Origin of the sequence: Leucothrix pacifica (genome assembly GCF_003172875.1) — a bacterium.
GTDB classification, from domain to species: Bacteria; Pseudomonadota; Gammaproteobacteria; order Thiotrichales; family Thiotrichaceae; genus Leucothrix; species Leucothrix pacifica.
The window spans coordinates 46,569-70,135 of sequence record NZ_QGKM01000017.1; the positions used below are offsets into that span (position 1 = coordinate 46,569).

22 protein-coding genes are annotated in these 23,567 nt (G+C 45.2%); 6 read left to right on the top strand and 16 right to left on the bottom strand.

Annotated features, from left to right (window positions below):
- The 3 genes from DKW60_RS08380 (at window position 1) to DKW60_RS08390 (ending at window position 2,156) form a co-directional block, all read left to right on the top strand.
- Complete coding sequence (locus tag DKW60_RS08380) at window positions 1–1,182, top strand: DUF4340 domain-containing protein (protein WP_109837204.1); 1,182 nt, start codon at window positions 1–3, stop codon at window positions 1,180–1,182.
- A gap of 165 nt (window positions 1,183–1,347) precedes the next feature.
- Window positions 1,348–1,617, top strand: a complete 270-nt coding sequence (locus DKW60_RS08385) for a type II toxin-antitoxin system TacA family antitoxin (RefSeq protein ID WP_109837205.1) — start codon at window positions 1,348–1,350, stop codon at window positions 1,615–1,617.
- Window positions 1,614–2,156: a GNAT family N-acetyltransferase gene (locus DKW60_RS08390; protein ID WP_109837206.1), complete on the top strand. Its 543-nt coding sequence runs from the start codon at window positions 1,614–1,616 to the stop codon at window positions 2,154–2,156. The genes DKW60_RS08385 and DKW60_RS08390 overlap by 4 nt, the downstream gene beginning before the upstream one ends.
- Window positions 2,157–2,248: 92 nt before the next feature.
- Here DKW60_RS08390 and DKW60_RS08395 read toward each other — a convergent pair whose 3' ends face one another.
- The 7 genes from DKW60_RS08395 to DKW60_RS08425 form a co-directional block, all read right to left on the bottom strand.
- Window positions 2,249–3,307 (bottom strand): TRAP transporter substrate-binding protein, encoded by a 1,059-nt coding sequence (locus DKW60_RS08395; protein WP_245929640.1) that lies wholly within the window; start codon window positions 3,305–3,307, stop codon window positions 2,249–2,251.
- A 73-nt stretch (window positions 3,308–3,380) separates the two neighbouring features.
- Window positions 3,381–4,685, bottom strand: coding sequence for a TRAP transporter large permease (locus DKW60_RS08400; protein ID WP_181389626.1), 1,305 nt, complete (start codon window positions 4,683–4,685; stop codon window positions 3,381–3,383).
- Window positions 4,686–4,688: 3 nt separating this feature from the next.
- Window positions 4,689–5,204, bottom strand: coding sequence for a TRAP transporter small permease (locus DKW60_RS08405; protein ID WP_181389627.1), 516 nt, complete (start codon window positions 5,202–5,204; stop codon window positions 4,689–4,691).
- A gap of 86 nt (window positions 5,205–5,290) precedes the next feature.
- Window positions 5,291–6,274 carry a TRAP transporter substrate-binding protein gene (locus DKW60_RS08410; protein WP_109837209.1) on the bottom strand — a complete coding sequence of 328 codons (984 nt, stop codon included), beginning with the start codon at window positions 6,272–6,274 and terminating at the stop codon, window positions 5,291–5,293.
- A gap of 198 nt (window positions 6,275–6,472) precedes the next feature.
- Window positions 6,473–7,825 (bottom strand): sigma-54-dependent transcriptional regulator, encoded by a 1,353-nt coding sequence (locus DKW60_RS08415; protein ID WP_109837210.1) that lies wholly within the window; start codon window positions 7,823–7,825, stop codon window positions 6,473–6,475.
- Window positions 7,809–9,689, bottom strand: coding sequence for an ATP-binding protein (locus DKW60_RS08420; RefSeq protein WP_219988678.1), 1,881 nt, complete (start codon window positions 9,687–9,689; stop codon window positions 7,809–7,811). Before DKW60_RS08420 ends, DKW60_RS08415 begins: the two co-directional genes overlap by 17 nt.
- Window positions 9,690–9,802: 113 nt before the next feature.
- Window positions 9,803–10,207, bottom strand: a complete 405-nt coding sequence (locus DKW60_RS08425; RefSeq protein ID WP_109837211.1) for a DUF7079 family protein — start codon at window positions 10,205–10,207, stop codon at window positions 9,803–9,805.
- 287 nt (window positions 10,208–10,494) lie between these two features.
- Between DKW60_RS08425 and DKW60_RS08430 the strand changes: the two genes are divergently transcribed.
- Both DKW60_RS08430 and DKW60_RS08435 read left to right on the top strand, forming a co-directional pair.
- Window positions 10,495–11,661 carry a zinc-binding metallopeptidase family protein gene (locus tag DKW60_RS08430; protein WP_109837212.1) on the top strand — a complete coding sequence of 389 codons (1,167 nt, stop codon included), beginning with the start codon at window positions 10,495–10,497 and terminating at the stop codon, window positions 11,659–11,661.
- Between the two features lie 21 nt (window positions 11,662–11,682).
- Window positions 11,683–12,636 (top strand): sulfotransferase family protein, encoded by a 954-nt coding sequence (locus DKW60_RS08435; RefSeq protein ID WP_109837213.1) that lies wholly within the window; start codon window positions 11,683–11,685, stop codon window positions 12,634–12,636.
- Between the two features lie 34 nt (window positions 12,637–12,670).
- Here DKW60_RS08435 and cysK read toward each other — a convergent pair whose 3' ends face one another.
- The 8 genes from cysK to hcp all read right to left on the bottom strand — a co-directional run bounded on the left by cysK (window position 12,671) and on the right by hcp (window position 21,933).
- The gene (cysK, locus tag DKW60_RS08440) at window positions 12,671–13,585 is read right to left on the bottom strand and encodes a cysteine synthase A (RefSeq protein ID WP_109837214.1); all 915 of its coding nucleotides are present in this window, start codon (window positions 13,583–13,585) and stop codon (window positions 12,671–12,673) included.
- Between the two features lie 129 nt (window positions 13,586–13,714).
- On the bottom strand, window positions 13,715–15,004 hold the full coding sequence (locus DKW60_RS08445) for an NAD(P)/FAD-dependent oxidoreductase (RefSeq protein ID WP_109837215.1): 1,290 nt from the start codon (window positions 15,002–15,004) through the stop codon (window positions 13,715–13,717).
- A gap of 20 nt (window positions 15,005–15,024) precedes the next feature.
- Complete coding sequence (locus DKW60_RS08450; RefSeq protein ID WP_109837216.1) at window positions 15,025–16,629, bottom strand: NAD(P)/FAD-dependent oxidoreductase; 1,605 nt, start codon at window positions 16,627–16,629, stop codon at window positions 15,025–15,027.
- Window positions 16,626–16,934, bottom strand: coding sequence for a DUF3144 domain-containing protein (locus DKW60_RS08455; protein ID WP_109837217.1), 309 nt, complete (start codon window positions 16,932–16,934; stop codon window positions 16,626–16,628). The genes DKW60_RS08450 and DKW60_RS08455 overlap by 4 nt, the downstream gene beginning before the upstream one ends.
- A gap of 129 nt (window positions 16,935–17,063) precedes the next feature.
- Window positions 17,064–18,203, bottom strand: a complete 1,140-nt coding sequence (locus DKW60_RS08460) for a GGDEF domain-containing protein (RefSeq protein WP_109837218.1) — start codon at window positions 18,201–18,203, stop codon at window positions 17,064–17,066.
- 131 nt (window positions 18,204–18,334) lie between these two features.
- The gene (locus tag DKW60_RS08465) at window positions 18,335–18,946 is read right to left on the bottom strand and encodes a fumarylacetoacetate hydrolase family protein (protein ID WP_109837219.1); all 612 of its coding nucleotides are present in this window, start codon (window positions 18,944–18,946) and stop codon (window positions 18,335–18,337) included.
- 107 nt (window positions 18,947–19,053) lie between these two features.
- A complete protein-coding gene (locus DKW60_RS08470) occupies window positions 19,054–20,142 on the bottom strand; it encodes a 2Fe-2S iron-sulfur cluster binding domain-containing protein (protein ID WP_109837220.1) in 1,089 nt (362 codons plus the stop codon).
- A 123-nt stretch (window positions 20,143–20,265) separates the two neighbouring features.
- Complete coding sequence (gene hcp, locus DKW60_RS08475; protein WP_109837221.1) at window positions 20,266–21,933, bottom strand: hydroxylamine reductase; 1,668 nt, start codon at window positions 21,931–21,933, stop codon at window positions 20,266–20,268.
- Window positions 21,934–22,086: 153 nt separating this feature from the next.
- On the opposite strand from hcp, the gene DKW60_RS08480 reads away from it, so the two are divergent.
- Window positions 22,087–22,755: a Crp/Fnr family transcriptional regulator gene (locus DKW60_RS08480; protein WP_109837222.1), complete on the top strand. Its 669-nt coding sequence runs from the start codon at window positions 22,087–22,089 to the stop codon at window positions 22,753–22,755.
- Between the two features lie 144 nt (window positions 22,756–22,899).
- Here DKW60_RS08480 and DKW60_RS08485 read toward each other — a convergent pair.
- Window positions 22,900–23,567 (bottom strand): SDR family oxidoreductase (locus DKW60_RS08485; protein WP_109837228.1); only part of this gene is annotated, 668 nt, incomplete at its 5' end.

The window sequence follows — 23,567 nt, forward strand, 5'->3', positions numbered from 1 at the left end:
ATGAAAACAATGATCTCAATACTGGCCGTGGTCGCGGTCTTACAAGTTGGTTTGGCAGTGTGGGCGTTTTCCGGAAAAACGCAACTCAGTGGTCAGGCCGCCTCATCCACCTTGCTGAACTTTGACAAAGCGCAGATCGATCAGGTCAGCATTAATGGTAATGACACCACCCTCGAACTCAGCAAACAGGATGGCAAATGGCAAACTGCTGAGGCCTTTCCGCTAGAGGCCGGAAAAATGGACGCACTACTGGAGAAATTGGCAGGGCTGAAATTTGGTCTGCCAGTGGCTACCTCTGAGGCTGCATTGAAGCGATTTAAAGTTGCTGACGATGCGTTTGAACGTCGTGTGTTACTAAAAAAATCGGGTAATACGGTCGCTGAATTGTTTCTGGGAACCGGCTCTGGTGTGCGTAAAAGTCACCTGAGAAATGCCGATCAGGAAGCAGTCTACGTGGCAGAAATTGGTAGCTATGACGTACCGATTGCGGTGGATGAGTGGCAGAATAAGACTTTGCTGCAAGTTGCTAAAGACGATGTGATTGGTATAAAGCTCGGTGATTTAAATCTGAGTTTAATGGAAGAGAAGCCGGATACTCCAGTGGCAGCGGCAAAGGAATCAGCAACTTCGACGTCACCAAAACCAAAGCTCTGGAAAGCAGACTCTCTAGCTGAAGGTCAGCAATTAGATCAGTCAGCGATAAATCAGGCCTTATCTTCGTTTGATAGCTTGCGCATCAGTAAAGTATTGGGTAAAGAGGCCAAGCCGGAGTATCAGCTGGATAAACCTGAAGTCACTGTTAGCCTGACATTTAAAGATGGTGAGCGTGGCTATCAGCTGGCTAAAATAAAAGACTCTGAAGAGTATGTGGTGAAAGCGACGGACCGCGAGGAGTATTTTGAGCTGTCCAGCTTTACAGGGAAGACGTTGGTTGAGCGGGTTTCACGTGAGGCTTGGGTGAGTGAGCCGGAGCAAGAGGAATCTGCTGATTCTGAGATGAAATCAGAAGCTGTAGTTGAGCCTGAAGTGACGGTTGAAGACAAGCCTGATAGTACAATAAACACTCCGGCTAATACCGCAACCGCAAGAAAACCTGTGGAGGCGAAAGAACCGGAAGCCAGAGATGAAGCAGCTGTTGATTCAGCAGAAGAAAAGCTTACGGAGAGTACTGAGAAAGAATAAATTTCGAAGAACTTAACAGAGCTGGACGCAAATGCGCCTCAGTAGACATACTGGGGCGCTTTTATAATCATTTTACCGGAAACTATCCGTACAACTTGCCACTCTAAGTTCAAAGAACTATAGTTCACTATATCCGGAATATTTCCGTACAATTAGAGGTACACCATGGCAACCGCACGTTTAGATATTCGGCTTGATGAAGAAATCAAGTCCAAAGCAGAGAAGGCATCCGCATTGTTAGGCCTAAAGAGCCTAACTGAGTATGTTGTGCGTTTAATGGACGAAGACTCCACACAAGTAATATCGGAGCATGAAACCATCACCTTAAAAGATGATGTTTTTGATGAGTTCATGGCTGCTTGTGAAAAAGCAAAAGCACCAAATCAGGCATTACTTGATGCTGTCGCCTTCAGCGATGAGCAGGGCTTTAAATGAGCTGGGCAAAATCGTTTGAAGAACTGAACAAAATCACTCATGACCGCGATTCTTTTGACTGCGGAGAAACCGAGTTAAATACGTTTATCAAAACTCAGGCAGCGAAACACATGCAGGCAGGAATAAGTCGCACGATGGTACTGCCTGGCACAGAGCCTTTGCCTAATCAAAAGTATCCTATCTGTTCATTTTACAGCATCGCACCAAGCTCGATTGATCGTGAGAGCCTACCGCCTAAACTGGCAAAAAAATTACCACGCTATCCTGTTCCGGTTTTTCTATTAGCTCAACTTGCTGTCCATAAGGAATTTCACGGTAGTGGCTTGGGTAAAGTTAGTCTTAGTAGAGCTCTAAAGTATCTATGGGAAGTTAATGCGCATATGCGGGCATACGCTATTGTGGTTGATTGCCTTACAGAATCAGCACAAAGTTTTTATACAAAATATGGCTTTGAAGTTTTGTGTGAACACAACGGGCGCGTTCGGCTATTTCTCCCTATGAAAACGGTCGAACTATTGTTTTCTACCTCTGACAAGTAGAATTGCAGTGGTTAGTTTACGAACACTCATTAAAGACCTATCAAGCCTACTAAATAATAAAACCCAACCCCATGGCCGCAAACTTACCAGCACTAATCAGGATTAGTATCAGCACGCAAGTCTAGCACCCGACCCACTGTTCGATTCCAGTTAGCGGTACACTCAGGCCCACAACGCTCAACCCAGCGAGGCAAAATCACCTCACGCGCCACGGTATCACGAATAGCCAGGTCCGCTTCAGAAGGTTCCACCAAAGTTATATTGCCAACCTCGCCAATACTGCACGGCCCTGTCGATAAACAGGCCAATGCAATCGCATCTTCAGTCGCAGTCTCACGCCACATTTGCTCAGTCAGCTTTGCCATTTCGTCATTCAGTGTCTTTTGTAGCGGACTACTTAACAGCTTCCACTTCTCCATATTCATGGCACCAAATGCCAGGCCCCAACCGACCCGCAAGGTAAACCCATAAGGAGCAACTTTGTGCAATTGACTGGTATATGCTGACATCGTCCCCGTAATGGCGCAGTCCAAAGAGCCATCAGACAATGCTTTTATCACATCCTTAAACGGTGCATTAACAGGTATCGCACCCACCCCATCAACAAAGTCCCCCAAGGTACTTAAATAAACACGAATCCGCTTTCCTTTCAGATCATCAATACCGCGAATCAAGCTACTGCACCAAATCATCTGGCTAGGAAAGGGGTATAGCGTCATTAACTTGGCGTTGTACTTTTCTTTGAATGCTTGCGCTAAGGTCGGGAAGTAGGCTTCTGACACCTGCTTTTGTACTGCCAGATTTTGTGTCAGTGAGGACAGATCTGCCCCTTCAAAGATAGCGCTTTCACGGTTCACATAACCGGGCAAGCCAAAGGCAAAATCAAACACACCCTGTTTTACGAGGCGCATAATCTCGGAGCCGGGCAAATCCAGTTCGGTTTGCGGCTTTATCTCACCAATAATTTGCTTATCAGTGACTTGAGCGATTCGCTTATTCCAAAACGGCCCTTCGTGCTTTTGGTAATTTGTAAAATATCCCCATGTGCCAACCGCCTTTATAATGACAGTATCATTCGCCCATGACGGATTATGCAGGCAGAACAGGAGGCTTACAGTAGACGATACAACACATATGTATTTATTGATCACTGCTGACAAAAAACAAGATACTCCGAGTAAACTGACACTCAGAGTATCCTGATTTTCACAAACAGACCAGCCCCTATGAGGACATCAATGTTGGCAGATAGAGAACCAGCGATGGAAAGATGGTGATTATGATAATGGCACTGGCGATGATAAAGAAAAACGGCAAAGCAGCTTTCGCCACGTAGAGTATGTTTTTCCCGGTTAAGGCTTGAATAACAAATAGGTTAAAGCCCACAGGCGGCGTAATCTGCGACATTTCAACCACCAGTACCAGAAAAATACCAAACCAGATAAGGTCAATATTCGCCTGAGTCACCATTGGTAACACCACTGAAGTGGTTAACACGATGACCGAGATACCATCAAGGAAGCAGCCCATAATCACAAAAAAGATGGTCAGGTAAAAGATCAGACCCAGTGGCGAAAGTCCTAATGATGCAATCCATTCCGCCAGGGCATTGGGGATTCCAATAAAACCCATGGCCAAGGTCAGGAAGTGCGCACCAACCAAAATCAAGCCCAGCATGCAGGAGTTTTTAACCGCCCCGACAATACTGTCACCCAAACTGGCCCAGCTGAAACTCCCCAGTACCGCTGACAAGAGCAATGCACCGGCCACACCAAGCGCCGCAGCCTCGGTAGGTGTTGCAAATCCTTTGTAAATAGACCCCAATACACCACCGATCAGTAACACAATCGGAATCAACTTCTTTAGTGCCTGAATCTTTTGTTTAAAGCTGTAGCTGATGTCATCAGATACCGTGTCAGCATCTTTATTGAGCATCGTCCACACAACGGTATAGAGCATAAACAAGACAATCAGCACTAGACCCGGCAACGCGCCCGCAAGAAACAAGCGTGCAATCGATACTTCCGCTGACACACCATAAACAATCAGAATGATTGATGGTGGGATTAATAAACCCAAAGTACCAGAGCCTGCCAGCGTCCCAATGGCCATTTTTTCGCTGTAACCACGCTTAGCAAGTTCTGGCAGTGTCATACGACCAATCGTTGCTGCAGTCGCCGCTGATGAGCCTGAAACCGCTGCAAAAATACCGCAACTCAGGATATTGACATGCAGTAGCTTGCCCGGCAGTTTTGATAGCCAAGGTGCTAAACCCTCAAACAAATCCTGCGACAAACGCGTTCTAAATAAAATCTCCCCCATCCAGATAAATAATGGCAAAGCAGTTAATGACCAGCTAGTCATTGCGCTCCAGGAGGATGTGCCAAGTAATAAACCGATACTGTTATTTTCAATTAACAGCAGCCCAATAATCGATACGCCCGTTAGTGTTAAAGCCACCCAGATTCCGGAAGTCAGCATCAGTATCAAACTGGCGAATAAAATAAATCCAATTAGTGTTGAGTCCATGATTTACTCCATACTCCCCAGTTCGTCTTCATGAGCCAGATACTCGGGAGTACCACCCTTAATTGCCGTAACAAAATTATCCAACACGGCGATCATCAAAAACAACGACCCCAGCGCCATAGGCAACTGCACTAATCCCAGCGGCACGGCTAAATAAGTATCGGTGACTTCCTCATAGCTAAACGAGTCGTAAACCGTAAAAAGGGTGTAGTAGGCCAAGTATGTGCAGATCAACAAGCCCACGAATAAATTAAACAACTCAAAATAGCGTCGCACTGAGGCAGGTAAACGAATTAGCAAGATTGACACGCGAATATGCCCACCATTGTTAAACGTATAGGCGAGCCCGAAAAAGACAGTGGCTGACAATAGCCAGCCTGCAAAATCTTCTGATGATGGTATGACGATACCTAGAGATCTCGCCACAATTTGTGACAGGATCAACAACGTCATCACAACAAGACAACCTCCCGAGAGTATCAGGGAGGTTTTATAGAAATAGTGTTTGAATGTCTGCATAGCCATTATCCGGTAACTGATGAAAAGCGACCCGAAGCAATGGGATTAACCCTGCCCCGAACCGCTACAGTGGTGACTTGTTCGCTTTACTGAGCTTTGTAAGCATCAATAATTGCCTTACCAGTCTCACCCGACTCTTCCAGCCAGTCAGCAAGCATCACCTCACCAATAGCACGCATTTCAGATTGCAGCGTGTCGCTTGGCTCAATAACTGTCATGCCATTTTTCTTCAGTGTTTCAGTATCTTCAACCGCCAGTTTACGGCCTAGCTCCCAGCCTTTTTTCTCAGCAGTTTCCGCAGCCGCCAGAATCACCTTTTGTGTTTCTTCGTCCAGACGGTCAAATACTTTTTTATTCACGAACGTCATGTTCTTAGGAATCCACGCATGAATCGTGGTGAAGTGTGAGATGTAATCCCAGCTTTGGCCATTTACACCGGTGCTTGGAGACGTCACCATCGCGTCAACAGCATTGGTTGTGAAGGCCTGCGCCACATCACTAAATGGGATATTCACCGGCGTAGTCCCCATCAGGTCAGCCAAACGAGATGTTGACGGGCTGTAGGAGCGCATTTTTAAGCCCTTTAGGTCAGCAAGACTAGTCACCGACTTATTCGAGTAAAGATCTTGTGCAGGCCATGGCGCAGCATAAAGCAACATCAGATTGTCTTTTGCCAGCGCTTTCTGCAGCTCTTCTTTTGACGCTTTATAGAGTTTCTCAGCACTATCAAAGTCAGTCGCTAAGAATGGGATATTATCCAACTTAAAAATAGGGTCTGTATTACCCAAACGGCCAATAAACACCTCACCCAACTGTACCTGACGTGATTTGACCGCACGGTGAATTTCAGGGTGCTTGATTAAAGAACCACCTGAGTGAACCTTGATAGTCAGTTCACCTTTCGAGTTTGCCGTTACCTCTTCAGCAAAGGCACGTGCAACCTGTGTATGGTGCGTACCATCACCATAAGGCGTTGGCATATCCCAACGGTCTGCTGCGGTTGCTGTGAATGTTACGGCCGCTAACGCTGAGATACATAAGGTCGTGATATTACGAGTCAAAGATTTCATGTTATTCCTCAAAGTCCAAAGTTTGGAGTAGTGCAAAAAAACATTACTCAATAAATGCTATAGCAACAGTTATGCCAACTTTGAAGAGACTTAAATAACACGTCGCGAGGGAGCGACAGGCCTGTAAAGTGACCGCGGGGAAAATAAAGCATGTCAATATTGACTCATTAAGAGCCCTACCAATGAGTCAATATTAACTCAGTCACACAGAAAGTCGTCTCGTTCCAGACCATACTTTTTCATGCGTAGGTAAAGCTTCTTTCGGGGAATGCATAGTGCCTGAGCGGTGTTCTCAATATGACCTTTGTGTTTACTCAGTGCGGCGCTAATGACAGCACGTTCATAGTTCGCCACGTTATCATCCAGGCTGTCTGTTTCAGAAATGGATGCAAACGCCTGATCAATATTCAGCGGCAAGCCTATAAACCAACGCTCCGCAGCATTCCGTAATTCACGTATATTGCCTGACCAAGCTGTCTGACTTAACTGAAACAACAGGGTACCTGGAATCAGTGCCGCTTTTCGCCCGGCACGCTGACTAGCTTGATCCACGAAGTGCTTAAATAATAAAGGAATATCTTCTTTTCGCTGATCCAGAGTAGGAATATCAATGCTGGCCACATTGAGCCGGTAGTAAAGATCCTCTCTAAACTCGCCTTCATCCGCAGCCTCCCGCAAACTCACCTTACTGGCTGCCAACACCCTGATGTCTACATTGATTTCGCTATTGCCACCCAAGCGTTGCAAGGTACGCTCCTGAAGCACTCGTAACATTTGTACTTGCAGGGAGGCAGGCATGCTCTCGATTTCATCCAAAAACAAGGTTCCACCATTAGCGTATTCAATCTTACCAATACGACGTTTTAGCGCTCCGGTAAATGCGCCAGCCTCATGACCAAATAATTCACTCTCAATAATCGACTCTGACAAGGCACCACAGTTAAGTGCAACAAAAGGCTTATCAGCCCGACTACTAAAGTCATGCAGACACTTAGCCACCACTTCTTTTCCCGTACCTGTCGCACCATTAATAATCAGGTCAACATCGACCTCAGCCAGCTGAAGTACTGATTCACGTAAGCGTTGCGTTAGAACACTTTGACCGATTAAACGCGTTTCAATGATATGTTGGCCATCGATGGCTTGGCGTAGCCTACGGTTTTCCAACACTAACTGGCGTTTTTTGCTGGCACGGTTGATCGTATTAATTTGATGTTCGGGGTCGTTGGTCTTTTCCAAAAAATCATACGCGCCTAAACGTATCGCCTGAATCGCAACGGCAATATCTGCATGTGCACTAAACATGATCACAGGGATTTCATGGTCAATATCCAAAATGTGTTTCAACACATCCAAACCACCCATGATTTCCATGCGAACGTCACAAATTACTACTCCAGGCCACGACATTGAACAATGTGCAAACGCCTCTCTCGGATCTTCAAAAGCCCTCGCCTGAAAGCCTTCCAGCTCCAGTGTTTGCAGCATGGCATCACGGACAATCGCTTCATCATCAATAATGATAATCTGGTTATTATTCTGGTCGTTCATGCTTTCCTTGTTTGTATCGGGGAAGTTGAATACAGAATGAAGCACCAATTTCCACGCCTTCATCAATCGTCAATTTTCCACCAAATCCTTTGACTAAGTTATAGGCAATGGATAAGCCTAACCCGAGATTTAAGCCCCGTTTTTTGGTGGTAAAGAAAGGGTCTAAGATTTGTTTTCTTAACGCCTTGGGAATACCCAGGCCATTATCAGACACTTTGATTTCGACGTGGTCATCATCGCCCTGACAATTCACTCGAATCGTTTTATGGACATTGTCAGATACTGCATCCAGCGCATTGGTAATCAGGTTTCGAATAACCTGCTCTAACTGATTAGGGTCTGCATAAACCTGTGTTTCCCCCTCCGGTAGATCAATCACTAAATGCGTGTCAGCCAGTACTTTATCACCACTGAGCATCAACATAGCATTGTCAATAGCCTTCTTTACATCAACCATTTGCAAGTTACTTGGCTGGCCCTTAGCCATCGATTTGAGCTGACTAATCGTGGTAATAATTCGCTTTGTCAGCAGGTTAATATGGGTTAGGTTCTCTTCTGCTTCTTTAATCCTTCCCAACTGAATCAGACGTGTGCTGTTACGGGTATAGTGTCGAATCGCTGACAATGGCTGGTTTATCTCATGAGCAATGCCTGCAGACAACTGCCCTACTGCGGCAAGTCTGCCTGACTGGACTAACTCCTCTTGTAAGGTACTAAGCTGGTCACGGAAGCTACGAAGCGATAGAGCCATTGCACCGATTTCATCGTGACCATTAATCTGTATTTCAGTGTCCAGATCACCACTGGCAATCGAGCGCATAGAAGCATTTAAGCTAGTGATACGCGCTACAATATTGTGCCCGATATACAACCAAACAATCAGTACCAAAAACAGCAAACTGCCACCGACTAAAAAGATCGCCCAAATACGCCCCTGCTTAATCGTCGCCTGTACATTTTGCGCAGCCTCTTGAGCCGCTAGCTCAGCATTATTGGCTTGTTTACTTAATAATTGATTAAGACCAGATAATTCATGACGAACCGCTTCAAGCAACACCTGACTCTTTTCTACCAGATTACGTTCTTGTCGGCGAATCGAGAATATATTGTTGTGGCCTTTTGCCAATAGCGTGAGATCTAACACCGCTTGCTTGATTGCCAAATAATCTTGAGAAGTACTCAACAAACTTAGGTCATTACCAAGACTTTCCACCACCTCATTGGAGTGAATGTTGATTGCAATGAGCGAACTTAAATCTGGCAGATGTTGCACACGGTCAACTAAGTTGGTCAATAAATTAACGTCAGCTTTAATGCGATAAAGTGCGCGCAAGTCACCGTTAAAAGCTTGTTGTTCGTTGTCACTAAGTCTTTCAGAACTTTGAGTAACACTGTCTATATCATTTAAAAAGGTTGATGCAAGCCATCGTAGTTTTTGGCTAAAAGCCATTTTCTCAGCTTCAGTCTGAAGTTGTCTGGCCACATTCTTATTCAGTTTTTCCAGAACATCATTTAATGTATTAATTTGTGCAATCAGGGTCGTTGCTGGTGTAACGAGACGATGTTGTTTCGTGTCTTCGGACAGTAAATTCAACATGGCTTCTACATCGAGATTGACCTCACGCTGTATTTGTTGATGAGTTATCTCATCTTTCGCCGTTAGCAATGTCGGCGCTCTCACAGTAATGCTAGTACCATATTCTTTGAGGTTAGCCATCAACTGCAGGGAGTTCATATTCACTTGTACCACGCGGTCAAGCTCGTCGCCTATCCGATTATAAGATACCCAGCCAACAAGACTTGCCAATAGAGTAAATAACGTGAGTACAGCAAACGCGAGGAATGAACGGCTCCGAATTCCCATCCACTTTGCACTTGTTATGCTTTTATCTAGTCGCATCATTATGACGATTATATAGCAAAGTATCTGTACTGAAGTGGCAAACTAAGCGTATTCATATCGGTGAGCTGTACGGGTCATAACTCAATCCGCGTTTTCATCCTTTGTATCCGCTGATACTTCATAATCAATGCCGGCCATTCCGACTCCACAGCTAATCCCACAAACGGTCTGCGTAGTGGGTCTAACAACGCGTCTTGCCAGCGTTTTGGCTTGTTTAATTGATTCACAATCTGCTGTGCTAACCAACTCTCATCAAAACCAGACCATTGCCTGGCAAAACCTTTTTGCATCAGCGTTGGGGCAATCTCACTATCACAGATCACTCTTAGTTCATTAAGCGAGTAACCGCTATCCACCATTATCTGTGCAATTTTTTCCAAGTCGTTATCGTTGAGCTGATTGCCCACCCATAACCTCGAGAGCGCAAACCAAACAGGTGTGCGTTGTTCAATTTCAGTCGTGGTGAGTTGATCCGGCATATGATTTGAACTCAGGTCTTTTGTGTACCTACAATTACTTAATAATATACCTTTCTCCATTACAAACAATAAGGCGTTCAACCGGGAGAAACTTAATGAGCTTAACCAAGACACGAGCGGCTTGAAAAAGCCAATAAGAAACAGCACATGAAATAAGGTGCAACTGGCGATTCAAAGGCTCACAATGCAGCTGCTATGTGAATTAGCAACATGATAAAATCATACGTCGGGAGCAGCAAAGATGTTGTCATCGCCAAATCGACTTACCAAATCATCAATCGAAACCTATGAAAACGTTTAAATGTACTTGTGAAGATCAGCAAATCTTATTTTTTGAAAGCAACCATTGTGTAGCATGTAACAGAACGGTGGGGCTGGATGATTGGTTCGATAAGGTTGAACCGTATGATTTAGATGAAACAACCGGTCACTACTATAAGGCTGACAAACCAGAAGTACATTTTCAAAAGTGCGATAACAATGCCAAATACCAAGTCTGTAATGGCATGGTTAATCTCAACACTTACGATGGTGATGAAGGAGATGAAGTTTTATGCGCGGGATGTCAGTTTAACGAAACTATCCCTGATCTGACTGTGGTTGAGCACATTCCGTTATGGAAGAAAATGGAAACAGCAAAACGTCGGGCGATATACACACTCAAGGCATTTAGTTTACCCGTACGCAACTTAAGTGAAGACCCGAAGAATGGTTTGAGCTTTTCGTTTACTACTGACCGCGACGTAACTGATCACTTTGCCAGCCGTTTGGAAGATAAGGAGCCAGTACTGACCGGCCATAGTTTTGGCCACATCACAATTAACCTTGCAGAAGCGAATGAGGTTGCCCGTTCCCACACGAAGCTGGCGATGGGTGAACGCTACCGAACACTTCTGGGACATTTTCGTCATGAGTTGGGACACTATTATTTCGACCAGTTGATCTTTGGCTCGCCGGAGAAACATGAGTTGTGTAAGCACTATTTTGGCGATGACCAGCTTAGCTATCAGGATGCCTTAGACAGGCACTACAAAGAGGGCGCACCTGCAAACTGGAGTGAGAATTTCATCAGTCAATATGCCACCATGCATGCCTATGAAGACTGGGCAGAAACCTGGGCGCACTATATGCATATTATGGATACGCTCGAGACGGCCAAGAATTTTTCTATTACCGGCTCGACCTCCTCCAACTCAGTTGAAACGGAAGATGTTGATGATTTAAGTCTCCCTCAGGATGCCTATTTTTTCTCAGGCCAAACTTCAATTACGACCATACTGGAAACCTGGATAGACTTCTCGGTCATTCTTAATTCTTTGAATCGTAGCATGGGGCTGAATGATGCCTACCCGTTTATTCTAACGAAACCAGTCCGCGCCAAACTGTCGTTTATTCATCACGCTATTCATAATCGCTTACATGAAATGCCGGAATATCCTGAGATGGTTGAGTAAACGACTAATGTCTGCAATCCAATGGCTATAGCAGGAAGTCCTGGCAGCGAGTTCACCCGCGAAATCGCTGCCCTACTGGAATCGTGTGAGCGCGAGACTGCTGATCACTCAGGTGATCGACAACTCAAGCTGGTTATTCATGCCGGGACTCCAAAAACAGGTACCACCAGTCTGCAAACTTACCTCGACAAAAAGCAGCGTAAGCTCAGAGGCAAAGGCATTCTCTACCCTCATAATATCCGGGGATTGCAAAACCCAACTGCACCAAGGCATCAGTGGTTTGAGAAGAACCTGATCACCACACATGTGGATCGTTTTTTAGAAAACTTCAGGAATATTATCGCGCAAGTCAAAGCGGATACGCACACCATTATTATATCATCTGAGGGCATTTATAATTATTGGTGGGATTTCCCAGAGCAGTCACACGACTTGTTACGAGCGTTGGGCAAGCTTTTTAAAGTAGAAATTTGGGTATGGTTTCGAGATCCATTGAGCTTTATTGAAAGCTATTACAAACAGTGTATTCGCAACCCGCAGCTTGGGAACAATCCCTGTTATGGCAAAGACTTATCCTTTGCTGACATGCTGGATATTCCTTGGTTTGCAAAGCATTTGGATTATCAGGGTTTCGTAAAAGACTGCCAGTTGCTGTTTGGTGAGCACTCAGTCTCAGCGTTTGAGTATAAAGGTGATGTGGTGAGGGAGGTGATCCAAACACTAGGCCTTGCTACTGCACATGACAATCCCACACCAAGACAGAACCAGAGTCTGAACAATGCCTCCGTAGCGCTACTGAGAACGTTAAATCGTTATGACCTGTCAGCAAAAGATAAAGAATCTTTGACGACTCATCTGAAAGCGATGAATAGCACACTTGACGCCTATGCAAGCGACTGCTTGATTGATGAGACATCAGCAAAAAAAGTATTGGCCATGACGACCACCATGTTCAAGCGAGCTGATCGGCACTAACTCATCAGCCCGCCTTTAATGAAGTTATCTGCGTTTAAGCAAACAAATCTTCGATGGATAAGTAACGCTCACCCGTGTCGTAACTAAAGATCAGTACTTTACTACCCTTCGGTAGCTCTGACTCTTTCGCTTTTACTGCCGCTAAACTAGCGCCTGAAGAAATACCCACGAAGATACCCTCTTCAGTAGCACAACGGCGCGTCATTTCAAAGGCATCTTCATCTTCAACCAATACGGTACCATCCAAAATCTCGGTGTTCAGAACCTGAGGAATAAAGCCTGCGCCAATTCCTTGCAAACGATGTAATCCTTTTTCACCACCACTAATCACTGGTGATTTACTAGGCTCCACTGCAAACACTTTCAGGTTTGGCATCGCTGGCTTTAGTACTTCAGCACAACCAGTAATGTGACCTCCGGTACCCACACCAGTAATCATGTAATCCAAGCCTTCTGGGAAGTCAGCCAGAATTTCCTGGGCAGTTGTGTCACGGTGTACTTGTGCATTGGCCTGATTATTAAACTGCTGTGGAATCCAGCTGTTAGCGGTCTCTTCAGCAAGCTCAGAGGCCTTAGCAATCGCACCACCCATGCCATTTTCTTTAGGCGTCAACACTAGCTCCGCACCAAGTGCTGCCAGTAAGCGACGACGCTCAATAGACATAGACTCAGGCATGGTCAGAATCAGACGGTAGCCTTTGACAGCGGCCGCCTGTGCCAAACCAATACCGGTGTTACCGGAGGTCGGCTCGATGATGACAGTGCCCTCTTTTAAAACACCTGCTTTTTCAGCATCTTCAATCATTGCCAGACCGATACGGTCTTTAATGCTACCACCCGGATTAAAGCGTTCAACTTTCATCCATACTTCAAGGTCATCACGAAACAACTTGTTAATACGAACATGTGGTGTGTTGCCAATAGTTTCTAAAATGTTGTTGTACTTCATAGTCTCATGCAGCTTTCGCTACACATCTCCTGTGTATAATTATGCGGTAGTTATACACTAGCCGCGTTGTCACAAATAATTATTAATCGTGTGTTTATATCATAAATATTGATATTAAATCATTTGTTATCAATGCAACTTCATTTTAGGCTTAACGGTATTGCCGATTTTGTGTGCTAACCAGACTGCTGCTCCACCAAACCAGCCGTGTATCGCAATCTGATGCATACGATATAAGGAGACATACACGATGCGCGCCAAGTGCCCCTCAATGAACATAGAGCCCTTTGCCAAATTACCCATTAAGCTACCGACGGTACTGTAGGTACTGAGGTTAACCAATGAGCCATGGTCTTTATACAAATACTCTTTGAGAGGTTTATCGCTGCGCTGTTGTAAAATATTCTTGTAAACCAGTGACGCCATCTGATGAGCTGATTGAGCACGCGGTGGCACCCAACTCCCGTCCGGTTGCTCACAGGCACAGCAGTCACCAATCACGAATACCTGATCATCATTAGTACTTTGCAAGGTTGGCTTGACGATAATCTGTCCGCTGCGGTTCGTCTCAAATATACCCATTTCATGAATGAAGTCAGGGGCTTTTACGCCCGCTGCCCACACACTGATGTGCGCATCGATTCGCTGATCACCTTCTGTGGTAAAACCATTTTCATCGGCCGCAGTGACGCGTGTATTTACCTTGACTGTCACACCGAGTTTTTCCAGCTCACGACGTGCTGATGCTGCGATCTTCTCCGGCAGAGCCGGTAATATTCGTGGACCCGCTTCAATTAGGGTGATCTCTGGTGGCTGTGGTGTTGCATTTGACAGGTCATACATCTTTAACAAGTCAGCCACGTGATATAGCTCAGCGGACAACTCAACGCCTGTCGCACCACCGCCAACGATCGCCAGTTTTAACTGACCTTCTGCCGCCGGTTGATAGACACGCATAAACTGATCCAGCATAGACTGATGAAAACGTTCTGCCTGCTTATGTGAATCCAGAAAATAGCAGTTCTCCTCAACGCCCGGCGTACCAAAATCATTACTCACACTACCCACCGCCATCACCAAGGTGTCGTAAGGAACCTTGCGCTCCGGCAGAATCAGCTTTCCTTTGTCGGAGTACAGAGCATTCAGCTCAATGACTTTTTCGTCTGCATCCATGCCAATCATGGTGCCCAGCTGGAATTGATAGTGATGGCGCGCAGCATGAGCGTGATATACCACGCCATCCGTACTACGATCTAGCGCACCTGTTGCCAGTTCATGCAGCAATGGCTTCCAGATATGAGTGCGATTTTTATCCACCAGAATGATTCTGGCTTTCTTGCGTTTACCGAGTTTATTTCCAAGACTAGTGGCCAGTTCAAGGCCGCCAGCGCCACCTCCTACGATAACTATGGTTTGCATAACGTGAATTACTCATAAATTTAAAATTCTTTATTGATACTAAGCGCCATCGCTTCAGCAATTTTAATACCATCAATCGCTGCAGACATAATACCACCTGCATAACCTGCACCCTCACCTGCCGGAAACAAGCCCTTAGTATTAATGCTTTGAAAGTCATCACCACGTTTGATGTTGATTGGTGCTGAGGTGCGGGTTTCAACGCCTGTTAGGATGGCATCGTCCAAGGCAAAGCCGTTAATTTTTCGGTTAAAGGCAGGAATGGCTTCGCGGATTGCCTCGATGCAAAAGTCCGGGAGCGCTTTGGACAGGTCGGTTAGTTTAATCCCCGGTGTATAAGATGGTGTAACCGATCCCAGATTTTCAGAAGGCTTACCTTTCAAAAAATCACCCACACGTTGTGCTGGGGCATCGTAGTTTTCACCACCCAGCACATAGGCCTGACTCTCTAACTCGCGCTGAAAATCTAAACCTGCCAGAGGCCCACCGGGATAGTCAGATGGATCAATTCCCACTACCACGGCACTGTTAGCATTCCGCTCATTCCTTGAGTATTGACTCATACCATTGGTCACAACACGCCCTTCTTCTGAGGTTGCAGCAACCACCGTGCCACCAGGACACATACAGAAACTATACACGGAACGCCCGTTTTTGCAGTGATGTACCAGCTTGTAATCTGCAGCACCTAAAATAGGATTCCCCGCATTACGACCAAAACGCGCTTTATCAATAGTGGATTGCTGATGCTCAATTCTGAAGCCAACAGAGAATGGCTTGGCTTCGATATGTACGCCATTATCAAGCAGTAGCTGAAAGGTGTCACGAGCACTGTGACCAATCGCCACGGCAATGTGCCTGGATTGGATTTTTTCACCGGTAGACAATGTTACGCCGCGTATCTGTCCGTTTTTGATATCCACACCATCAACACGAGAGCTAAATCGAATCTCGCCACCCAGTTCGATGATCTTGGCGCGCATTTTCTCCACCATCGACACCAAACGGAACGTACCAATATGCGGCTTACTGACAAATAAGATTTCATCCGGTGCACCGGCTTCCACAAATTCATTGAGCACTTTGCGTGAGTAATGTTTGGGATCTTTCACCTGACTGTACAGTTTTCCGTCAGAGAACGTACCGGCACCACCTTCGCCAAATTGCACATTGGATTCGGTATTTAACACTTTTTTACGCCAAAAACCGAAGGTGTCTTTGGTGCGCTCACGTACCTCTTTACCACGCTCCAGAATCAGTGGCTTGTACCCCATCTGTGCCAAGACCAAACCAGCTAATAAACCACAGGGACCAAACCCAATTACCACAGGACGCTCGGATAAGTTCTCAGGGGCTTGTGCCACAAACTTATATTCCATATCTGGCGTCGCTTTTACCAACTGATCCGCAATGAACTTCTCCAACAAGAAATCATCTTGTCGAGTGCTTGCATCCAGGGTGTAAATGAGGTTGATGCTATTTTTTTTACGCGCGTCATAGCCACGGCGAAACACAGTAAAGTCGATGAGCTGATCCGCGGTGATTTCCAGTTTTTTTAAGATAGCATCGCTGAGTGCTTGTTCATCGTGATCAAGCGGCAATTGGATATTGGTAAGACGGATCATTCGCTTTCTCGTTTCCCCATGTACTTATCAAAGTTCTCAATATACTCATCCATATTTTGCTCCAACATGGACTTGTACTCCGACACAAAATACTCAATCGCATCTTCTTTACTGTCCAGCATCTGGATCACATTGCCGCAGTTCGCTGCAGTCACCCACGCGTTAAAACGTGCCACTGAAAACATCATCGATGCGCTCACTTTTCCGGGATTCACTTCTTCGGTGATTTGATCATTCGACAAGCTGATATGTTCGTCAGCACGTTTAAAAAAGGCACTATCGGGAACTTCTGTCTTCTCTGTCATGTGATGCTCTCTGAGTATAATTAGGAAACTAGTGGGAGATTATACCGATGTTCCGATGATTAAAACCAAACTTTCATCACTGTGAGCCTGTTTCTTCACTACAACAAATATCACTGGAAATATCACTGGCTACGCTGACACTAAACCTTCCATAGAAATCAGATAATTATTTTTTCCTGATTTTTTAACCCGATACATCATCTCATCAGCTTTAAGCCGCAAACCTCCAGAGCTTTTGGCACAATGCGGGTAACTTGCCGCACCAATGCTAACCCCAACAGTCAATTCAGCATTATGATATGTCATGGGAGACCCGATCGTGTTGATAAGCCGCTGACAAAGTTTTTCTATATCCCGACGATCTGCAATCTTTTCAACAATCACCAAAAACTCATCACCACCGATACGACACGCTATATCATTTGATCGCAGCGCCGATGAAATTCGCCTCGCGACCCTCTTCAAAACCTCATCACCAGCTGCATGGCCATAGGTATCATTAATCGTCTTAAAGCCGTCTAAATCCAGAAATAACAGTGCTGATTCATGGCGTTGCTCTTTAGCACACCACAGCACTTCTTCAAGACGATGATCCGCAACACGAACAGAAGGCAAGCCGGTTAAAGCATCCCGGTTCGCCAATTCCTCAATTTGTTTTTTCTGCGCTTCGATGGTTTTCTTCTGACGCTCCACCTTGAGGAGCAAGCTAATAATCTGATCCTGCAGGTAGTAGACACTCATACCAATAATCATAAAAAAAGCCGTATCAGCAACCAATCGACCAACCCATGCTGAACGCCAGGACATGTATGCTAAGTCATTAGCAGAGGGTGTGTGGCCTGCATATAAGAATTGATACTGCGAATAAAAAAATATGGTAATGATGATTAAAGCAACAACGGCTGTTGATTTTCTGTCAAGATAAAAGAATGAGAGCATGATGCAAAATAACGATGCGATCTCACCCATGCCGGACAAGCCTAAACTGATAAATTCAGTGGCCGTAACGATAAAGCCGAATAGTAAATAACTATAGATAGTGACTTTATAGGACAGTTTTTTTCTGACCGAAAAAACAATAACAAACAGAAAGAAACAGGTGAACTGTAGGTAGTAAGCGTTTTGCCAATCAACATCCGTCAAACGATAAAGGAACGCCACAAATAAAAATACAGCTGACACCGACAGATAAATGCTTAGTTTATCCAAAGCACGCTCTTTCAAATCATCAACGGACTCTTGTATGTTGATCGATGCCTTTGCTTCCATTCATTATCCTGAGAGAGTGTTTTATCGTTAATGTATTATTCTAGCAGCATCCTAATCAATCCCTGTAAATCACGCTTATTATTCGGGTATCAATAAGGAATAAATCACTACTGAAAACGCACATTCAGTAGTTAGACGATCGTCCATTCCTGATAAATCACCCGATCATTTCCACTGTAAATGCTTCCAGCAAACTTATCGCCAGCATTTAAAACACCGACACCTTTTGGTGTGCCTGTCATTATCACATCACCATCTTCAAGCGATAAAAAGGTACTGACTTCCTGCAAAATATCTTCTGGCTTGTTCATCATAAGTTCGTAGCCTGCTTGCTGAATAAGCTCGCCATTAATGGACAGCTCCATGCGTAGATCGGACAATTCACCATCAAAGTTTACGAAGTCACTAAATACAGCAGACCCATCAAAGCATTTAGCACGCTCCCAAGGCAGTCCCTTCTTTTTTAGACGTGATTGCACTTCTCTTTTGGTAAGATCCAAACCAAAACCGACCGCTGATAGTTTTCCGTCTTTCACAACAAAGCACATCTCTCCTTCATAATGAACCGGCGTGTCTGTGCCTGAACAGGCATCCTTAGCAATTGAGGAGTTAGGCTTAAGAAAAATCACCGGTTCTTCGGGAACCTCGTTATTAAGTTCTTCAATGTGGCCGACATAGTTACGACCAATACAGATGATTTTAGAGGGAGTGACTGCTTGACCGTCAAGGACAATACTTTTCATAGGATGTCTCTGATTTAAACCAAATAAGGCCTTATAGCAGTTAGTTGCTTATTCTAAAAGCAGATTCTAACGACAGATAAGGCCTTATTCCGTTGAGACTGTAACGCTTAACTTTGCGGTGCAACCACCTCACAACGTGTAGCACCTGTTGGTTGTGTATTGGCTAAGTAACGCTCATAAATTAATTCGCTACGATCAACACCACACACTGCTGCAACGTCTGCAATACCCTCAATCAAACCTGGCGAGCCACAAATATAAATATCTGGTTTACCTTTTTCTGCTTTGAGTGCTGCTTCAAATGCTGCCACGACCGAACCTCTGTAACCCTGCCAACTGTCAGACGGTTCAGTCACACAAAGCTGATATTCCAGTTTTGGATATTCAGCAGCCAGTGCTTCTATCTCTTGCTGGAAAAATATATCGCTTTCCGACCACACACCAAAGAATAATTTCACCGGATGCGGCTCATCCCACTCCGCCATGCGTCGCAACATCGACATCACAGATGCTAAGCCACAGCCACCTGCCACAAAATAACGTGGGCGTAAGCCATGATCTTGCAACATAAATGTCCCCATCGGCCCATCTAATCGCAGCTTCATGCCTGCTTCAGCTGTTTTATCTAAAAACGTTGAAAACTGACCATTCTCACGAAGTTTGATTAAAAACTCCAGACTGCCATCCCAGTTCGGTGCATTTGCTAAGGAGTATGCACGTTTAGCGCCCGCTTCATCCCCCGGAATATGCACCTCCATAAACTGACCAGGTTCAAAATCCAAACTGAGACTTTCATCTTCATCTGGTAATAATTGCAGATCAAGCTTCACGGTATCTTCCGTCAGATACGTTTTAGCAACAATCTCCGCTTCGCGCTCGGGCATTTTCTCAAACCGAACGACGCTGTACGCATACGGCAGTGTCATCATCAAATCACTTTGCGGATAAGTACGACACAACAATACCTGCTGTTGAGCAATATCAGCAGCAGTCAAGGCATCGGTACTACATTCACCCAAGCGATAGTCACCGCTTTCATGATGAGCGATACAGGCACCACAAGAACCCGCATGACACTGTGCCGCTAGAAAAATATTCTCTTTTTCAGCTGCCGACACCAAATCCTCTTCAGGATCACAGGCGAATGATAGTGTCTGACCATCATTGGTTTTTAATTGAATTTGAAACTCTGACATTGTGTTTTTCCATTAAAAATGGCCGGAGAAAATGGCTCCGGCCAGTCTTTAAAAATAACTCTCTGTTTGAACTCAGTAAGTTACTTCTAATCGTCAATAAACCGGACTAAATTGAAATAATACTCAAGCAACAGCATGACCAAGTGCTTTTTCTAAGTCAGCTTCTGCTGTTCCATTTACCCTAATGTCAAAACGCTCTACCAGAACAGCCAGCAAGTTTGAAGTGAGGTACGGCGGCAAGCTAGGACCAAGATGGATTCCTTTCACACCAGCGGCTAATAGCGCTAGTAACACGGCTGTTGCCTTCTGTTCAAACCAAGACACCATTAAAGATAATGGCAAGTCATTCACCCCACACTCAAAGGCATTAGCCAGCTCAGTCGCTACCTTAATCGCAGAGAATGCATCGTTACACTGTCCCATATCCAACAGGCGTGGGATGCCGCCAATATCGCCAAACTCTTCCTTATTGAAGCGGAATTTATTACAACCCAGCGTCATCATTATGGTGTCATCAGGGGTCTTTTCAGCAAGCTCCGTGTAGTAATTGCGACCTGGCTTTGCACCATCACAACCACCAATCATAAAGAAGTGTTTAATAGCACCAGACTTCACCGCATCAATCACTTTATCGGCCACACCCAATACTGTGTGGTGACCAAAGCCGGTAGTAATAGTCTTCTCCTCTTCATCCGCTTTAAACCCTGGCAAGGCTTTCGCTGCCTGAATTAACGGCTTGTAATTACCGCCTTCAATATGACGTACACCCGGCCAACCCACTGGGCCGGTTGTAAAAATACGCTGACGATAGTTCTTGGCAGGCTCGATAATGCAGTTAGACGTTAATACAATAGGGCCAGGGAACTCTGCAAACTCACGCTGCTGATCCTGCCATGCACCACCATAATTCCCTGCCAGATGCGGGTATTTCTTCAAGCCAGGATAAGCATGGGCTGGTAACATTTCACCGTGTGTATACACGTTAATACCCATGTCTTTAGTCTGCTCAAGAATCTGGTGCATATCATGTAAATCATGACCACTCACCAGTAAACACTTACCAGCAACAGGCGTGACACGTACTTGTGTTGGCTCTTGGTTACCGAAAGTTTCATTATTAGCCCGATCCAGCAGATCCATTACTTTCAGATTCAAATGACCCGCTGACAGCGCTTGATTTAACAAGTCTTCAATATCAGTAGGGTTGCTAGTTAAGTATGTCAAAATGCGTTCAATTTCTGCATCAATATCATCCTGACGATAGCCCAGCATTCTAGCGTGATGTGAGTAAGCACAAACCCCTTTCATTCCATACAGAATCAACATTTTCAAGCCATTAGCGTCTTCGCCGATAATATCGTGGTCTTTATTTACAATCGCAACAGACTCTTGCTTCAGGATATTATCCATATCTGCTGCCGGATCAAACTGAGCCGGCCCCATTGGTACTTCAGCTTCCACACCTTTTAATAACGCAGCCGCCAAATATTTATCTTTAATGCTGTTACGCACTTCAGCTGCTTGCTGAACCAGGCTAACAAAGCGAGCAGAGGTGAAATTCACATTGGTTAATGTAGTGAAGATAGCGAACTGAATAAAGTCATCGACAGCCACATCCACGACGCCTAAACCACGCGCTAACTGTGCATATTGAGCGATGCCTTTAACTTGATAAATCAGAATATCCTGAAGATCAGACGTCTCAGCGGTCTTTCCGCAAACCCCTTTATCCGTATAACAACCATCCTGTACATCACTACGCATTGTTTGCTCACATTGATAACAAAACATCTGTCTCTCCATATTGAATTCAGTAAGTAATGCTTCGCAGAATACGCACTCACTAAAAACATCGCCTTGACCGTGGTCAAGTGGCAAATTTCACTTAACAGGCCCCCACCCTGTGATACGCTCCTGTTAACCTTCGCCAGAGTGAGAAAATCCATGGAACAGTTCCTGCGTGCCGCTGCTATTTTCCAGAGCCTTAGCCAAACTGACCTGATGCCTATTGCCAATGCTTCTAAAAAAACCACGCACCCTGCCAACACCCCCCTGTTTGCTGAACGCGATCCGGCAACTCATTTTTTTCTGGTGATTTCCGGTAGTGTTCGTTTGTATCGGCTAACGCCAGATGGAAAGGAGAAGGTGATTGAAATCATTCGTGCGGGTGAGACCTTTGCTGAATCGGTTGCTTTGTTAGATAAGCCCTACCCTGTCTACGCCAATACTATTGACTCAACTGAAATGATCAGGATTCCAGCGGCTGCAATTCGTAACTTGATGGCACAGAACACTGGCTTGTCATTAAAAATGTTGGCGAGTCTTAGCTTGCGTGTGCATAAATTCATTAACGACATTCATACTCTCAGCATGTCATCTGCTCAACAAAAAGTAGCAGGCTACTTTCTGGCTTTTATATCTGATGATAAAACTGAGCAACGTATTGAATTGCCGTCAAAAAAGTCAATTGTGGCCTCGCGACTTGGTTTGCAACCAGAAACGTTCTCGCGGGTATTAGGAAAAATGAAAGAGCGCGGAGTGATTTATGAGGATGGACCTGAGATTGTTGTGTTACAGCCAGAGAAATTGCGTGAGTTGCGCGATTCTGCATAATTGATCAGGTAATACAGCATCCCATCTCTAAACACCCGTTTCGGACCAGTAATTTAACATAACATATATTATGACGAACAATTTAAGGTGATACGGCAAATATCCCGCCTCACCTGAGCACTAATACCGCTATCAAAACACAACTTAAGACAGCAAAATCCCACCATCAACATCCAGAACTGTACCCGTCACAAAGTCATTCTGAATCAAAAAGATAATCCCCTGCGCCGCTTCATCCGCTGTACCCGCACGCGGAATTAAATTCTTAGCCGTAATTCGATCATAATGTGCATCACGCGCATCGCCTTCCAGACTCACCATTGGCGTATCGATTAAACCGGGTGACATCGCATTAATGCGCTTCGGTTTGATCTCTTTGGCAACGCCGCGAACCATCGCTTCGACTGCACCACCGACAGACGAAATTGCCACCTGGCCCGGATTACAGTGACGAGCTGGCGACCCACTGACTAATACAATGGCGCCTGAGTCACTTAAATGCTCCAAACCGAGACGCACTACATTGCTATAGCCCCATAACTTGTCAAAAGATGCTTTGTATCCGTCCATATCCATTTCAGCAAATGGCCCGATTGCACGCGCTCCACCGGTGGCTGCACTGACCAAAATATCGAATGGCCCATGAGCTTCAAACAATGCAGACATTGCATCACGGTCCAGTACATCGCACTTTTCTAAAGTCACGTTTTCCGGCATTTCACCGGCTTTTTCCGGACTTCGGCTAATGGCCACGACATTCGCTCCAAGCGCAGCCAATTGCTGTGTTGCCGCTCTCTGTACACGACAAAAAA

Coding starts and splice junctions, on each gene's coding strand:
- DKW60_RS08460 (WP_109837218.1), bottom strand. CDS start 18,203: ATGGAAGCAAAGGCATCGATCAACATACAAGAGTCCGTTGATGATTTG.
- DKW60_RS08390 (WP_109837206.1), top strand. CDS start 1,614: ATGAGCTGGGCAAAATCGTTTGAAGAACTGAACAAAATCACTCATGAC.
- DKW60_RS08415 (WP_109837210.1), bottom strand. CDS start 7,825: ATGAACGACCAGAATAATAACCAGATTATCATTATTGATGATGAAGCG.
- DKW60_RS08470 (WP_109837220.1), bottom strand. CDS start 20,142: ATGTCAGAGTTTCAAATTCAATTAAAAACCAATGATGGTCAGACACTA.
- DKW60_RS08465 (WP_109837219.1), bottom strand. CDS start 18,946: ATGAAAAGTATTGTCCTTGACGGTCAAGCAGTCACTCCCTCTAAAATC.
- DKW60_RS08400 (WP_181389626.1), bottom strand. CDS start 4,685: ATGGACTCAACACTAATTGGATTTATTTTATTCGCCAGTTTGATACTG.
- DKW60_RS08385 (WP_109837205.1), top strand. CDS start 1,348: ATGGCAACCGCACGTTTAGATATTCGGCTTGATGAAGAAATCAAGTCC.
- DKW60_RS08445 (WP_109837215.1), bottom strand. CDS start 15,004: ATGCAAACCATAGTTATCGTAGGAGGTGGCGCTGGCGGCCTTGAACTG.
- cysK (WP_109837214.1), bottom strand. CDS start 13,585: ATGAAGTACAACAACATTTTAGAAACTATTGGCAACACACCACATGTT.
- DKW60_RS08430 (WP_109837212.1), top strand. CDS start 10,495: ATGAAAACGTTTAAATGTACTTGTGAAGATCAGCAAATCTTATTTTTT.
- DKW60_RS08380 (WP_109837204.1), top strand. CDS start 1: ATGAAAACAATGATCTCAATACTGGCCGTGGTCGCGGTCTTACAAGTT.
- DKW60_RS08480 (WP_109837222.1), top strand. CDS start 22,087: ATGGAACAGTTCCTGCGTGCCGCTGCTATTTTCCAGAGCCTTAGCCAA.
- DKW60_RS08435 (WP_109837213.1), top strand. CDS start 11,683: ATGGCTATAGCAGGAAGTCCTGGCAGCGAGTTCACCCGCGAAATCGCT.
- DKW60_RS08425 (WP_109837211.1), bottom strand. CDS start 10,207: ATGCCGGATCAACTCACCACGACTGAAATTGAACAACGCACACCTGTT.
- DKW60_RS08455 (WP_109837217.1), bottom strand. CDS start 16,934: ATGACAGAGAAGACAGAAGTTCCCGATAGTGCCTTTTTTAAACGTGCT.
- DKW60_RS08450 (WP_109837216.1), bottom strand. CDS start 16,629: ATGATCCGTCTTACCAATATCCAATTGCCGCTTGATCACGATGAACAA.
- DKW60_RS08420 (WP_219988678.1), bottom strand. CDS start 9,689: ATGGGAATTCGGAGCCGTTCATTCCTCGCGTTTGCTGTACTCACGTTA.
- hcp (WP_109837221.1), bottom strand. CDS start 21,933: ATGTTTTGTTATCAATGTGAGCAAACAATGCGTAGTGATGTACAGGAT.
- DKW60_RS08410 (WP_109837209.1), bottom strand. CDS start 6,274: ATGAAATCTTTGACTCGTAATATCACGACCTTATGTATCTCAGCGTTA.
- DKW60_RS08405 (WP_181389627.1), bottom strand. CDS start 5,204: ATGCAGACATTCAAACACTATTTCTATAAAACCTCCCTGATACTCTCG.